This is a genomic window from Saccharicrinis sp. 156 (assembly GCF_050589685.1).
Lineage (GTDB): Bacteria > Bacteroidota > Bacteroidia > Bacteroidales > Marinilabiliaceae > Saccharicrinis.
This window is the reverse complement of sequence record NZ_JBNGOS010000010.1, coordinates 51,384-67,252: the sequence shown is the minus strand read 5'-3', so window position 1 is coordinate 67,252 and position 15,869 is coordinate 51,384. Positions and strand designations below refer to the sequence as shown.

General features: G+C 38.6%; 11 protein-coding genes. 1 reads left to right on the top strand and 10 read right to left on the bottom strand.

The features are described from left to right. Positions 1–55: 55 nt before the first annotated feature. From ACRD64_RS07805 to acs, 7 genes are all read right to left on the bottom strand, one after another. Positions 56–4,189: a hypothetical protein gene (locus ACRD64_RS07805; protein ID WP_430932727.1), complete on the bottom strand. Its 4,134-nt coding sequence runs from the start codon at positions 4,187–4,189 to the stop codon at positions 56–58. A 166-nt stretch (positions 4,190–4,355) separates the two neighbouring features. Continuing rightward, entirely contained in the window at positions 4,356–5,501 is a 1,146-nt protein-coding gene (locus ACRD64_RS07800) for a sensor histidine kinase (protein WP_430932726.1), read from the bottom strand. 322 nt (positions 5,502–5,823) lie between these two features. Then, on the bottom strand, positions 5,824–7,479 hold the full coding sequence (locus ACRD64_RS07795; RefSeq protein WP_430932725.1) for an FAD-dependent oxidoreductase: 1,656 nt from the start codon (positions 7,477–7,479) through the stop codon (positions 5,824–5,826). A 269-nt stretch (positions 7,480–7,748) separates the two neighbouring features. Next, positions 7,749–8,066 (bottom strand): rhodanese-like domain-containing protein, encoded by a 318-nt coding sequence (locus ACRD64_RS07790; RefSeq protein WP_430932724.1) that lies wholly within the window; start codon positions 8,064–8,066, stop codon positions 7,749–7,751. Between the two features lie 87 nt (positions 8,067–8,153). Then, positions 8,154–8,417: a rhodanese-like domain-containing protein gene (locus ACRD64_RS07785; protein ID WP_430932723.1), complete on the bottom strand. Its 264-nt coding sequence runs from the start codon at positions 8,415–8,417 to the stop codon at positions 8,154–8,156. Between the two features lie 105 nt (positions 8,418–8,522). After that, on the bottom strand, positions 8,523–9,170 hold the full coding sequence (locus ACRD64_RS07780) for a Crp/Fnr family transcriptional regulator (RefSeq protein WP_430932722.1): 648 nt from the start codon (positions 9,168–9,170) through the stop codon (positions 8,523–8,525). A 103-nt stretch (positions 9,171–9,273) separates the two neighbouring features. Then, on the bottom strand, positions 9,274–11,220 hold the full coding sequence (acs, locus tag ACRD64_RS07775) for an acetate--CoA ligase (RefSeq protein WP_430932721.1): 1,947 nt from the start codon (positions 11,218–11,220) through the stop codon (positions 9,274–9,276). Between the two features lie 267 nt (positions 11,221–11,487). Between acs and ACRD64_RS07770 the strand changes: the two genes are divergently transcribed. Continuing rightward, on the top strand, positions 11,488–12,774 hold the full coding sequence (locus ACRD64_RS07770; protein WP_430932720.1) for an OmpP1/FadL family transporter: 1,287 nt from the start codon (positions 11,488–11,490) through the stop codon (positions 12,772–12,774). 106 nt (positions 12,775–12,880) lie between these two features. Here the strand turns inward: ACRD64_RS07770 and ACRD64_RS07765 are convergent, their stop codons facing one another. The 3 genes from ACRD64_RS07765 to ACRD64_RS07755 form a co-directional block, all read right to left on the bottom strand. After that, entirely contained in the window at positions 12,881–13,342 is a 462-nt protein-coding gene (locus tag ACRD64_RS07765; protein ID WP_430932719.1) for a hypothetical protein, read from the bottom strand. 63 nt (positions 13,343–13,405) lie between these two features. Further along, positions 13,406–14,431, bottom strand: a complete 1,026-nt coding sequence (locus ACRD64_RS07760) for a rhodanese-related sulfurtransferase (RefSeq protein ID WP_430932718.1) — start codon at positions 14,429–14,431, stop codon at positions 13,406–13,408. Between the two features lie 132 nt (positions 14,432–14,563). After that, positions 14,564–15,868, bottom strand: coding sequence for an ArsB/NhaD family transporter (locus ACRD64_RS07755; protein ID WP_430932717.1), 1,305 nt, complete (start codon positions 15,866–15,868; stop codon positions 14,564–14,566). Between the last annotated feature and the right edge of the window lies 1 nt (position 15,869).

Here is a 15,869-nt window from a genome sequence, read left to right as displayed (position 1 = left end):
TAATTAAATTAACCCAAATAAATCAGAAGTATAACCATATCCAATGTTTCTCAGTTTAAAGTACCGGATTGTTCCCTGATTTTAAAGGGTTATTAATAAAACGAGCGGCAACCGTTAATACAGCACCTACCGAAATAAGGATCGACTGTATTCCGTTTAGGAACTCTTGTTGTGTAATAAATAAAAAAATTAATATGGCCGCTGCCAATAATTTAATCGGCATATTATACTGACTCCAACCACTCTTATATGATTCCCTTAAACTTCTGTTAATAACCTCTATTTGTTTTTGTTGGTGCAAGACAAATTGGGTAAAGCTCAAGTTAAACAAGGACAGGTATCTTTCCTTTTTGATAAGACCTTTGTTGATTAGTTCATTAACCACCCCTTCTTTGTTAAGGTTAATCATATGATCTTCTGCAATATCAAACAGTACCGACTTTTCCTGTTGGGTACAGTTATCCCATATTTTCCGATAATAATTCTTAAACGTAACATACACCACGTAAACATTGTCGTCATTGATATCGCCTTCTATTTGATTAACTGAGAAAGAGGACTTAATCGTATCGAGCTCTTCGAACTGAGAGCGCAAGTAGGCATTATTTCCCATTTCGTTATTTAACCAGTTGAGTTGCCCTTCAAAAGATTTCTGAAGAAGCTCTTTTGGAAGGGCTTGCGACAAGATTGGTGAGTACCTTACCGCAAATTCGGACAAAATATTTTGCAGGCGGTTAATGACGGCGTCAAGTTTGGCGAAATGTTTGTCATCTTCGGTACGTAAACGGTCATGTAACCCTTCTATAAAAGCACCCGGTGTTTTAAAACAGACAAAGGTGATGCTTCGCTGAAGGTTATCGTTCATTAATTTCTCCAACCTAAACACAAAGGCATCAAGCGCTTTCAAACTATCAAAAGCCCTTTCCTGACAAAACAGATATATATCTTTACCGCTTTTGTTGTAATTAACAAAATCGTTTTGTTGCGAAACCTCTTCCAGCGCAAACAATTCAGCATTATCTGTTTTTAACACATGATCGAACAATTCTTTGTCAGGTAGGCAAACCATATATCGTTTTGCCCCCTGTTTAGGAATGAATACGACTGGGTTTCCGGTAAATAAGTCCCTGGAATATTTTAACCGTGGAAACAAATAGTAACCGATTTTCGGGAAGTAAAAGGCATATAAGAGAAACGCCAGAAGCAAGCCAATTCCAAATCCATAGTACCTTTTTGGCAGGTCGAAAACGCCAAAACTTTCCATCTCCAAGGTCAAAGCTTTTTGGTAATAGGGATAACCTCCGGCCCGAACTTTTAGGAAAAGGGTTTTATCATTGATGGCATATGTATAAAGTCCATCCGCAGAGTTGGTATAATTGGGTTTAATTAAGTTGCCTCTGTCCTCAATTTTATTGTTAACAAAGTATAAGCCCGAACGAATATCGCCAAACATTTTTACATAATTTAGCGTCGACAATAAATTACCGGGTGCTCCAATTGAATCAAGATCATCGTTTTGCTCCAGGCCATGAATGATATCAAAGTATCTCCCTTTTTTATCCAACTCCCTGGTTACCGAAGGTTTGTGGCTGACCATAAACCGATTGTCCCGTTGGATGAGTTTATCCGCAACGTGACGTTGCTGATGCATAAAGTGCATTATACTTTCTTGATGATAAACAACGGTATAAACCGTAAACAAAGGCAAAAAGATAGTTGCAATACCAAGAGTGAAGATATAGGCAAAATAAATATTGAAACACCATTTTTTAGACACCTTTCCATAGTGCTTAATCCTGAATCCGATAAAAAAGAAAAGATTGAGTACAATCAGTAACAGAACCGAAATTCCCATCGACCTGGATGCCTGGTTTCCGCCCAATAAATATTCAATAAAGAAAAAAGCTACAATTTCGGTAAATAAAAACTTAGCAAAAGAAAAGAAGCTAAAATTATTATTGGATTCTCTGACTTCCCTGATATTCAATATGAGCAGGACAGCTCCTGTAAGCCCAATCAATCGTACCCAATGATTCACATAAACTTGTTCGTAAAACACCAGGGTTATGGCAATAAATATCACCAAATACAAAACGTTAACCACAATCAATCGCAGATAACTGTTTATACTATCATTTTCCGGAAAAAAATACAACAGACTATGAGGTCGATACCTGGAACTATTGCGGACTTTTTGATACCAACGATATACCAGGGCGAGTAAAAACCAAAAGGCAAAAATCAACAAGGCGCTACCCAAGATCATGTAGCCGCTTTGATGAAATATCTGGTAATAATCGTTTACGCCACACATTGTCACCAAAAACAAGCCCATATCTGCGTCTAACGGATCAATTCGCATCAATGTTGATTTCATCTTATAATCGCAGCTTATGGTGTTACTTCGCCTGCTTTTCACAACCGCCTCGAGCAGCGGGAAATGATCTGTTTCTTCAAATAAATTCTCGCGTAGGTTGTTTCTTGGGTTCTCGTGAAACCAAACCTTGCCTGTTTTATCGATGATGCAGAAGGAATAGCCATAGGGCAAAACAACATCATTCACCGTATGCATCTCGGCCGAAATACAAACGGCATATTCTGTGGTATCTATTTCCTGTGAAACCACCACCTGCGGTTTGGCGGTGTTAAGCGAAAAAATAGATTGAAAACCAAAATACTTGCCATTTTTATTAAATCTACGTGTATTCTGAATATAGTCCCTCTTACTGATATCTATACCCCATGGGCTTTCTTTCCACTCCTTACCGTTTTCCACCACGAAAACGGTCTTTTTATCCTTGGTAGACGCTGTAAAAGCCTCAAGCCATGTGGGATATGGACCGCTATCGATTTTCTGAACCACCTGTTCCTTTATTTTCCTTTGAACCATTTCATCAATGGCATTAAAACTTTCGCCGTGCGTTAAAAGATTTGCACCTTTCTTCAACTTTGTGTTACGCAACAGGTTGGTATCAGAAAGGATATTCGTAAAAGTATCCAACTGGTTGAGCATGGAACTGATTTCGTTGTCAAAAGCATCTTTAATAGATAATGAAAGGCTTTGCAAATGCTCACCATCTGCATTAATATGCGACCTGATAAATATTTTATTACTTATATAAACACTAAAAAACAATATCAGGAACATAATACCGGCAACACTAAACAATAATGTAACCAAGCTTTTTATGGTAAAAGCCTCACCAGGGGTTATGACCATTAACTTAACCACCGGAATGCTTAAAAGCAACAACACAATAAAAACGGTGATAGCGGATATTACCCCCCTATCGAACCCCCTTTTCATGGAAGCATACTTATTGTTGGGCACCAGACCTACCAAATGGCTCATTCCAACCGATTGTACCGGAACAATAAAGGCTTGGTAATCTTCGCCAGCAATATTTATTTTTACCTGGTTTTCGGAGGGGTTTGTAATTCCGTGGCCTCCGTATTGTGTTTTTTTTGCAAAAGTAAACGCGCTCAAACCTTTATCCTGAATGGAATCCTGCACCAGGCCTTTATCTTCGTCCATGATCAATTGCAAATCATTTAACGCCTCAAGTGTTTTAAAAACGATACTGTCGTTATTAAAAACAACAAAATTTTCAAATAAATCGATATTAAAGACGTCACCGAACAATTGTTCACTCCTGATATAAACAAATTCAGAGGTATCCTCTTCCCATACCTGGTAAGGAATTCTTTTTAACAAATACCAGTCTTCTTTATTGATAAGTTTGGACGGATGGGTGCGAAAAGCGGCTTCCAGTTCTTCTTTTCTTCGGAGTAACTCCTTTAAGTCGTTCGACAGTGGTGCAAATTTCTGCCTAACACTTTGCATCTGATGTTTGATGGCTAATTGTTGCTGTTTAAGATCTTCGCTGTTAAATTCAACCTGCAGCTTTAACATGTTATTTCGAATACTGTTTTTACGCCTGGTTTTATCATGGATAGCTTTGTTTATTCCTGATAACTCAATCATAATAGGCTCTTGATATTGCGCACGTATCGCCTTTTCCTTTTCCGACAAGTCACTGGCATATCTATATAACACTTTAAAAGCTTGGCGCTTCACCTTGGTTTCCTTAACATTTTGCGTGTAAATATAATACAGGGTCATTGCCAGAATAATAAACAATGACGTAGTTAACAAAATACCAAACCGTTTACTTGGTGCTTTAGCCATATCTTTAATTTATTGTACAATCACTAATTTCCCCATTCGGTAAAGACTAGTAACAGATACAAATATCTGATATATAATATGCGATGTCAAGTAATTATGTAATTATCAAAGGTTTTATTTTTATTAATGATGAAGTAGCCGGATATAAAATAATGTGCCAATTTATTTAATGGGTACTTAGGCCGTTTATTTTTAATATATTCTTTTTCTTTGGCACTGGTCTATATGGGATAGTAAAGAAAAACGTTGAACCTTTGTCCGGAGTTGAAATAAACCATACCTTACCTCCAAGATGTTCGATCGAAGCTTTTGATATGGCCAGGCCTAAACCGCTTCCTTCGTATTTTCTGGAATAACAATCATCATCGCCCTGACGGAAACAATCGAATATAATATCCTTGTACTGGGGAGAAATCCCTATACCGGTGTCCTCCACCTTAAACATTAATTCAGTATTGTCCTTGATCTGATACGATATTTTCACATAACCTTCTTGGGTAAATTTAATGGCGTTATCTATAAAAACACTCAATATCTGTGTTAGCCGGATTCTATCGGCCAAAATACAGTCCTCCCCTTCGTTCAGTTCCATGGGCATCATTAATTCAACGCCGGTTTTATGCTTCAGCTTTAAACAGAAACTCGCATAAAGCTCTTGCATTAAATCTCTTAAAGAAAACTCCGATTCCATTAAGGGGGGCTGACTCGCCATCAAGTCAGACATTTTAATATAACCATCTATTTGTTGCATTAAACGGTTTCCCGACTGTTCTATATTCTTGAAAAAGTCTTGTTTTTCTTCTTCTTTAATATCTGGTTCCAGCAGTAGGTGCGAAAAGCCAATAATGGCATTTAAGGGGGTACGTATTTCATGGCTAATATTTGCTATAAACGTAGATTTTAACCTTTCGCTCTCTTCCGCTTTATTTTTAGTAATGATCAACTCCGTGTTTTGTAATATTAATTTACGTTCTACTGCTTTCAGTTTCTTATTTATGGTATGTAAATAATTAACGGTAAACAACAACACAAAATTAAGGCAAGTACCTAGTATGGTTCCGAAGGACAGCATTATATCACAATCCACCCCTAAAATTTTTAAAGCCACAAACCGGTGTGCTATTAGAAAAAACTGAATTAAAATTGAATAGTATAAGCTAAAGGCCCAATATATCAGCAACACAGGTACTATCGAAACAATTAGCATCGCATTGCCCAATACAGGATAAATAGTATAATAAGAAGCAATGTATAAGCATAATGTCATCGTTGACAATAACTTACCCCACGCCTTTTTAGTCTTGAATATCATACTAACCGCCATAAAATTAAATAGTTTTCCAGACTCTCTCTTATAAGTAAAAATTATTACGGGTTAAATACAATAATGTTATACTTTATTCTACATTTATTCCATATTATTTTTTTAACAACATTATAGTCAACAGCATACATAAATAAATATTTCTTTTAAATCAGAGAATGAAAATATTTTTTTCGAACATATTATTTATTTGTTCAACGCTATATTATTTAACGCTGTTACGTTTCACGATTCTTTTTACCAAATAAAAAAAAGGTGCACCAGCCAAAGCCAATGCACCTGATTTTTCAGAAATGATAATTCTCTAATATTAATTCAGTTTACTCCAGATCATAAATCCGCCGGATAAATTTTTAAGATGAGTAAAACCTTTATCTGCTAAAATCAAATACCCTAAATATCCTCTTAGCCCTTTGGCACAGTAAATATAAGTGGGTTTGGAAGGATCAATTCCGTCCAAGCTATCTTTTCGTAATTGCTCCAAGGGAATATTTGTAGCATGAGCAATCTTACCGGCCATTTCCAGCTCCAATGGATCACGTACGTCGATTAAGTTATATTCTTCTTCCGGCGTATTTTCTATTAATTCTTTTAACGTTAAGGCATCCACTTCGGTATAGTTTCCGTTTAAAACGTTTGAACCTACGTAACCCGATACAATTACCGGATCTTTTGCAGGCGAAAATGGAGGTGCATAAGCCAGGTCCAGGTTTGGCAAATCGCTCATTTTAAGTTTGGCATATATGGCTGTACTCATAATATCGATACGTTTGTCAACACCTTTCTCACCAAAAACTTCACATCCTAATATAGTGCCATCTTTGGGATCATAGTACGTTTCTACAATCATATCTTTTTGATTGGGATAATAACCCGGTGTGGAACCAGCTACAATAAGGTTAACCGCAAATTCAATGTTATTTTTTGTCATGAAGGCAGGATTCATGCCTGTACGCCCCATAGTATTCTCAAACACCTTGATAATAGCCGTTTTATATCCTCCGCTAAACTCCTCGTCCCCACCAGCGGCATTTACCCCAGCAGTACGACCTCCTTTATTGGAGTGCGTTCCCAAAGGCAAATAATCGTACTCCCCGGTTTGTGTGTTTTTTATACTGGCACAATCCCCTGCTGCATAAATGTCGGGCAGGTTGGTCTCCATCTTTTCGTTGACTTTAACCGCACCGTTCGCGATATATTCGGCACCTTTCGATGTCAACAGGTGAGCATTAGGTTTAATACCTACGCTCATAATAACAAAGTCGGTGGATTGCGTTTCAGCATTACTGATTTGCACACCGTTTATTTTACCGTCTTCAACATCAAACTCCCTAACAAAGGTATTCGTGATCACCCTAATTCCGTGCTTTTCCAATGTGGCTTTTGCAAACTGACGAAACTTACCTTCCCACATCGGCAATATACCTTCACTACCTTCTATTAACGTTACCTCTTTCCCGGCTTCGCGAAGGTTCTCTGCCACTTCAACACCAATCAGCCCTGCTCCCATCACAGTAATGTGCTTGGCTTCCTCCAACATATCTTTTTGCATGATACGGTCGTAATCTTCCAATGTACGGCATGCCGACCAGTTTGAAGCTTGATCTAAATTTTTGATAGGTGGAATAAAGGTACTTGCCCCGGCAGTGTATACCAGTTTATCGTATCCATACTCACCCATGTTTGTTTTAACGATATGTTTTTCCGGGTCGATATCCAATACTTCTTCTTCCAGATGAACATCTATATTAAATCGGTTACGAAGCAAGTCAGCCTCTACAACGATTAAGTTATCTCTATCATTTATTACGCCTGATAGTGCATATGGGATTCCACATGTCGCATAACTAACATTCTTTGTTTTTTCAAATAATATGATTTCCGCATCTTCGTTTTGTCTGCGTGCTTTTGCTGCAGCAGATGGCCCTGCAGAAAGACCTCCAATTACAATAATTTTCTTACTCATATTTTATAAGGCGAACGATTTGAATTTATGTTTTTATGGCTGCTTTTTTGTGAGACTAACGCCATTTTTCTTTTGTTTTGTTGGCTGCATAATTGAGCCATGATCGTTTATAGGTTATCGCACGTTAGATATGTACCCTGTTAATCCCCATCCCTAAATTTGAGGTTCAGTAATTCCCCTTTGTCCAGACAAAAAAAGGGAAGAACCAACTTCATGAAAGGAAATCCTACATAATAATAGCTAATTACCGATAACTGATTACTGACTGCCTACTGCTGACCGGTTAACCTATCCACTTTTGACCAACGGCCACCGTTATACACATCAGCGATGTTATTGTTTTTCAAATAATGTGTTGCATTGGCACTTCTTATTCCAGAAGCACAACATAACACCAAGGGCATTTTCATTTTCCTTATCCTTTTCATTTTGTGTTCGATCTGATCTAACGGAATATTGATAGATCCGTCCACGTGCCCATACTTAAACTCATCGGGAGTTCTTACATCAATGATCGTAGCACCTTGTTGTATAATTTCTTTAAGCGGGTTGTTTTTACCGCCGAATAAAAAATTTAATAGTCCCATAAAAAAAGATTGTAGCTAATAGCTTGTGGCCACCGGCAGTATTGATAGTTTTAGATATTAATTGAAATTTTTCTGAAGTCTATGTTATCAGTTCTGTTCTTCCATTTCGGTCACGGTAAACCAAGGGCCACCATCGCTTACGTTGGTCATCCCGTTTTGCTGAAGAAATTGCAGCGCCGAAAAACTCCGCATCCCTGATGCGCAGCACAGAACTATCTTACCTTCAATAGCCTTTAACTCATCCAATCGCTGTACAATTTGATCGACAGGTATATTGATGGATCCTTCCACTTTACCACCTGCAAATTCTATAGGGGTACGTACGTCTATTATCGTTATTTTTTTTTCCATTTTAGTTATTTTATTCTACAAGTGTTTAAATTTGATCTGGCCATGCCAGCTTTGTTTTATGGTGACAAAAAAACAACGACAAAAAAAATTGTACAGTAACTTTTGTCACACAAGGGAAATAATTTCCACATTATTACGATGAAGTTTAATTCTACCCAGTTTCTCCAACTGCTTTAAGAGCCTGGACACCACTTCTCTTGAAGTATTCAGGTCACTGGCGATTTCCTGATGGGTAAGACTTAATATATTTTGATTTAATTCTTTAGATCGTTCCAACAGGTACCTAGACAGCCGTTCATCCATTTTCATAAAGGCAATACTGTCTATGGTCTGTAGCATTTCCTCAAAACGTATCCGATAGGCTCGAAATATAAAGTTCTTCCATGAATCATATTTCTTAATCCATTCATCCATTTTGGTGACCGGTAGCATAATTATTTCGGCTTCTTCAATAGCCGTAGCCCTTACATTGCTTTTTGCGTCTCCCATACAACAAGTTAAGCTCATGGCGCAAGTTTCTCCGCTATTCAGGTAATAAAGCAATAACTCATTACCCTCCGAATCTTCCCTTGAAATTTTTATGGTACCGTCAATCAACAACGGCATTTGCTTAATATAAGCCCCAATTTCAATGAGTTTGTCTCCCGGCAAGAACTCTATTATCCTGCCATGTTCCTGAATTTCGTCAAGCAATCCTTCTTCGTACAAGGATGGGAATTTAGCGTTAATTATTTCTTTTATGTTATGTGTCATCGGTATCGAGATTCAGGTTGCAAGATAGTAAAAGGGCTGCGAATGTGGTTCACAGCCTCTGAAATTATCGTTAAACAACTCCTATCTGGGTACCTGTAACATATTACAAGTTCCCTCTTAACTCAATCAACTTATCTACAACTCCCGGATCGGCCAAGGTAGATATATCACCTAATTCTTCCGTTTGATTGGCGGCTATCTTACGCAATATCCTGCGCATAATTTTTCCCGACCTGGTTTTAGGAAGTCCAGGAGCAATCAATATTTGATCCGGTGTTGCGATAGGGCCAATATGATGTCGAACTTCGTTTCGCAATTCACCGACCAGCTCATTGTTTGAGGTATAGCCTTCTTTCAACAGCACGTAGGCAAAGATACCTTCTCCTTTAATTTCGTGCGGGAAACCAACTACAGCCGCCTCGGCACAGAAAGGATGTGATACCAGAGCTCCTTCTATTTCTGCGGAACCAATTCTGTGACCAGAAACATTCATCACATCGTCAATTCTTCCTGTTAACCAGTAATAACCATCTTTGTCGCGCATGGCGCCATCTCCGGTAAGGTAATATCCTTTATACGAATTCAAATAGGTTTCCATAAAACGCTGATGGTCACCCTGTATGGTACGTGCCATGCTAGGCCATGGTTTTTTGATGGCCAACAAACCCGAAACATCATTGCCTTCCACCTCTTCGCCTTCGGGCGTTAGCAGCACAGGTTCTATTCCAAAGAAGGGAAGTGTGGCCGAACCCGGCTTAGTTGGTGTAGCTGCAGGTAACGGGGAAATCAGGATTCCTCCGGTCTCTGTTTGCCACCAGGTATCTACAATAGAGCACCTGCTTTCCCCAACCACTTCGTAATACCATTTCCAGGTATCAGGGTTGATGGGTTCCCCAACGGTTCCCAGAACACGGAGACTGCTCCTGTCATATTTTTTCACGAACCCGTCACCATCGCGCTGAATGGCACGAATAGCGGTTGGAGCTGTGTAAAACTGTGTGATCTTCAATCGTTCCACCATTTCCCAGTAACGGCCCGAATCGGGATAATTGGGTACACTTTCGAAAATAACCGTAGTTGCCCCGTTTACCAGTGGGCCATAAACAACGTATGAATGCCCCGTTACCCAACCTATATCGGCTACACAGGCAAAAATATCGCCCGGTTGATAATCGAATACATATTTATGTGTTAAGGCCGTATATAACAAATAACCGGCTGTTGTGTGGGCCAATCCTTTAGGTTTCCCGGTACTCCCCGAAGTGTAAAGCAAAAATAAGGTATCTTCGGAATCCATGTGCTCTATGGGACAATATGGGCGTTCCGCTTCCATGGCCTCATTTAACCAAACGTCGCGAGGTTCAAAAAATGGCACCTTACTGTCTGTTCTTTTTGCCACAAATATATGCTGAACCGTTGGACAGGCAATCACCGCTTCGTCCACGATTCTTTTCAGGGGGATAAGACGTCTGCCACGCAAGCCTTCGTTGGCAGTAATCACAGCCTTGCATTTAGCATCGTTAATCCTGTCGCGCAATGCTTCGGCACTAAATCCGGCAAATACAACCGAGTGAACAGCTCCTATACGCGCACAGGCCAGCATAGCATAAACCGCTTCCGGAATCATGGGCATATAAAGCGCCACCCTGTCCCCTTTTCTTATTCCATGGTGGCGAAGAACATTGGCCAGCCTGGAAACCTCACGCAACAACTCTTTATAGGTAACCTGTTTGCCTTCGCCCGGTTCATCTGCTTCCCAAATCAAAGCGACTTTATCCCCGTCTTCCTTGGCGTGACGGTCAACGCAATTTTCACATGCATTCAGCTTACCTCCCAGAAACCATGATATCATCCCCTCCTCGAAATCGTTGTTGCATACCTCCTCGAAGTCGTGCTGCCAACGCAATACTTTTTTTGCTTGATGTTCCCAAAAGGCCTCATTGTCATCCATACTTTCCTGATACAAGGCTTTGTACTCGTCGAGATGTGAAATTTCCGGGTTCTTGAAATATTCGTTTACGGGGTTGTAAACGTTCCTGTCGTTTTCCATAGAGGTGCGTTTTAAGGATTAATATTTATTGCGTTCTAATATTTAACAGAAAAACTAAGATAATGTTGAAAGATTTAGAATTCAAATAATTTATTTACAGCAGGATAAAGTAAAAACAGTGTTCAACGATTAAAAGCATATTTTATTTGAGCCCATTTTTTATGCATAAAGTTTAGAATGGATCTAATTATTTAATTAGAGAAATATTTCTATATTTAACCATTAATCTATCTACAAATATATATTTATACACTTAAAATCATTGGTATGAAGAAAATCTATGTAATAACACTATTTATTGGGCTAATGTTAACGAACAAGGTGAGTGCGACTGACGGTTATTTTGGGGTTGGATATGGAGCTCAAAACAAAGGATTGGCAGGTGCAGGAATTGCCTGGTATAAAAACTCATTAATGAACGGAAATCCAGCCGGTCATGTATTTTTAGGAAAGCAATATCAAATCGGTGTTGGTTTATTTAATCCCAATCGTCAATACACAATTACAGGAACCCCTTCGGGAATGGATGGCACATTTGGACTAATGCCAGGGACTGTTGAAAGTGATTCGAAACTTTTTTTAATGCCAAGTATGGGAGCCAATTGGATGATAAATGAGCAAAGTAGCTTTTCCGCTACTGTTTTTGGTAATGGGGGAATGAACACCGATTATCCGACAAACACATTTCACGATCCGAATTCATCAACTACCGGAGTAGATTTAGCGCAGTTGTTTTTAGGATTAACCTATTCACGCAAAATAGCTGATAACCATAGTATCGGAATCACCGGTGTATTGGCATATCAATATTTTGAGGCTAACGGATTAGGTGCATTCAGCCAGATGTCGAGCAATGCAAACGCTTTAACCGGTAACGATCATGATGGGGCGTTTGGGTACGGCGTTAAAATTGGTTACTTAGGGAAAATTACAGAAAAACTGACCTTAGGAGCAAGCTATCAAACAAAAACTATGATGAGTGAGTTTGATGATTATGCCGGTCTTTTTGCAGAACAAGGAGACTTTGATATTCCTTCAAACTGGACCATAGGACTTGCTTATGAATTAACCGATGATTGGGCTGTGATGGCAGATTATAAAATGATTAATTACACAGACGTTGCTTCTGTATCAAATCCTATGGATCCTGCAGCATTCGCTGAAGCTCCCTTAGGGTCAGATAACGGAGCTGGTTTTGGATGGGAAGATATCTCTGTGATAAAACTCGGTACCGAATTTTCCGGTATTGACAATTGGATTTTTAGAGCGGGATACTCAAACACCCAGCAACCTGTTCCTTCTTCAGAAGTAATGTTTAATATTTTAGCTCCTGGTGTGGTAGAAAATCACATCACCCTTGGTTGCTCAAAATTCCTGGGTGAATCAGGGAAAGCGCTTCATATAGCCCTGGTATATGCTCCAACATCAACTGTTAAAGGATATAACCCTATGGATTTTGATGCAACACAAGCAATGGAAGGTAATATGGTACCTAATCAAACTATTGAATTGGAAATGAATCAGTTTGAGTTAGAAATTGCATTTTCTTTTTAGTGTTAAGCGAAATGTTAGGTTTTATTTAGAATTTAACAGTCCAAATACAAATACTCAATTGTTACAAAACGATGCGTTCACTTACCAATTGTAGGTGAACGCATTTTTATATTATGCCTTTAATCTTGATTTTTTGATTGTTGAATACTCCTACTTCGTCTTTTTTCATCCCTTGTAATATTTTTCCAATGGGAGAAATCAATGAAACAGAATAAAACTCACCAGCCTGAACCAACACCTTTCCTATTGCGACAGATATAAAATATTTACCTTTATTTGTAATAACCACACTTCCAAACCCCACCTTATCACTTCTATTATTGACATCAATTTTCGATAGCTCGTTCTTTAGCCTAAGCATGTTGTTGAGTTGAGCTTCGTTTTTACCAATCTCAATATGCATCATCGCCCTGCTGGTTTCATATTTATCGCCAACACTGCTTTTGGTATCACTGTCACGAGATTCCTTGGCCGAAGCTAATTCCGAGTTGAGCAAAGAAATTTTATTATCCAGGATTTCTTCGACCTTTTTACAAAGCTGCTTTTTTATATCAAATGGTTCGTTCATATTTTATCAATACATCTTTAACAAATGTAATGAATTAAGCGACTTTCAGAAAAATAAAAATCTTTACCCAAGTTTAAAATATCGCTTCACTGGCTTGTAATGGTGTGTTTTATCCAGTTCGAGTTTTTTTTCGGGAAGTGCCAACACGTATTCTTTGCACGATTCGGAACAGGTCCGGTGATTTTTGGAAGCGCATTCTTGGCACTGTATAAAAAGCAGGTTACATCTTACATTAGAACAATTAACATGCTTATCGCAAGGTTTGCCGCACTGATGACAACTACTGATTATATCATTGCTTATTCTTTCTCCCAAACGGTTATCAAAAACAAAATTCACCCCTTTGAACCTGCTTTCTTCGCGACTTTGATCTATTTGTCTTTTATAATCGATGATACCACCATGTAACTGGTTGACATCATTGAAACCATGATGCTTTAGATAAGCGCTTGTCTTTTCACATCTAACGCCACCTGTGCAGTACAGCAATACTTTTTCATCTTCTTTTCCTTTTAAGAGATCCAGCACCTCGGGCAATTCGTCGGAAAATGTTGCCGACCTCGGTGTAATTGCCCCTTCAAACTTGCCCACTTCACTCTCATAATGATTTCGCATATCGACCACAATTGCACCATGCTCCATGGCATTGTTCCATTCTTTGGCATCTAAATGTTTGCCTACGTTGGTCACGTCAAAATCACTATCCTTTAAACCATCTGCCACAATTTTGTTTCTGACTTTAATTTGAAGTTTCAGGAATGATTTACCATCATCTTCAATGGCTATTTTAAAAGGAATATCTTTTAAGTACCGATTGTTTTGAATAATTTCCACAAACTTTTCCCAATGATGATCAGGCACATTCATTTGAGCATTAACACCTTCCCTGGCCACATATATCCTTCCCAAACAATCCAGTTCTTTCCATTTCATGTATAGCTGGTTACGTAATTGAACCGGATCATCTACGATGACATACCTGTAAAACGAAAGGGTGGTTCGTTTAAAAGTCTCATTTTCCAATTTTTTCTTTAGCGCCTCCGGGCTTAATCTATTTATCAGATTGGTGTTACCTTTATTGGGATCCATATATTATAAATTTGTGCAAATATAATAAAGATATAAAGGTCTTAAATGGATATATAAAGGAATTACAATTCTTGCGTTTAATTTAAATAAACAGGACGTTTGGTATTCGTGATTTATTTTATACTGGAATTTTTATATAAAAAAATACCTAAAATAAAGATATACCGATGCCAACGCTACCGATACCAACATCAGCGGAATACCTACTTTCAAATACTCTTTGAAGCGCAAAGGATGATCTGTTTTTTGCGTAAATCCGGCGACAATAATATTGGCCGCAGCACCGATCAACGTCCCATTACCTCCAAAACAAGCACCCAAGGATAAGGCCCACCATAGCGAATCAATATTACCTCCTGCTGCTTCTCCCATATTTTCGATTACGGAAATCATGGTAGCGGTATAGGGAATACTATTGATAAAGGTTGTAGCTACGGCTGACATCCATAAAATCAGCTGTGATGCTTTGAGCGCTTCCCCTCCGGTGGCAACAACCATCTGATCGGCCAGATAGTTTATCACTCCTGTTTTTTCGAGACCTCCGACTATGACAAACAAACCGATAAAAAAGAATAAGGTAGGCCACTCTACTTCTTTTAATATCTCTTCAGGATCTTCTTTGGTAATCATCATCAGTAGAAACCCTCCCCCCAATGCAACGGAAGCCAAACTTACATGATGAATATGGTGGGTCATAAAAGCGCCAATAATCAACCCAAAAACAATTAAGTTTTTAATCAGGAATTTTTTATTCTTAATAGCCCGTTTCTCATCAAACGCATCCACTTTACTTGTGTCTACTTCCACAGCGTTAAGTTTTTTATAATAGATCATTCGTAACAAAGCGAAAGTAACAATGGAAACGATTAGAACGATAGGCAGATTATTGTTGATGAAATCCATAAAATCGAGATGCGTGGCTCCACCTATCATTATATTGGGCGGATCGCCAATTAAAGTGGCTGCTCCACCGATATTTGAAAATATAATTTCTGAAATCAGCAACGGCAATGGACTTATTTTAATGGTATCTGCAACTGCAAAAGTTAACGGAACGATGATAAGAACGGTTGTCACATTATCAAGAAATGCAGATAATACAGCAGTTACAATAGATAGAACCACCAATATCCTCCACGGGTTACCTCCAGTTATTTTTATACCTTTGATAGCAATATATTCAAATAACCCTGACTTACGCATGATGGCAACCGTCATCATCATGCCACAGAGCAATCCTATGGTATCAAAATCGATATATTCGACGGCCTCATCCTGACTTATTATATGAAAGGCAACAAACAGAAAACCACCTAACATGGCAGCAATGGCATTGGGTAGTTTTTCCGTGGTAATCAATGTAAAAGTCAGTATAAATACGACTAGCGCAACAACTACATGGAAAGAGTTTATTTGACTTGTTATGAGCAACAACATG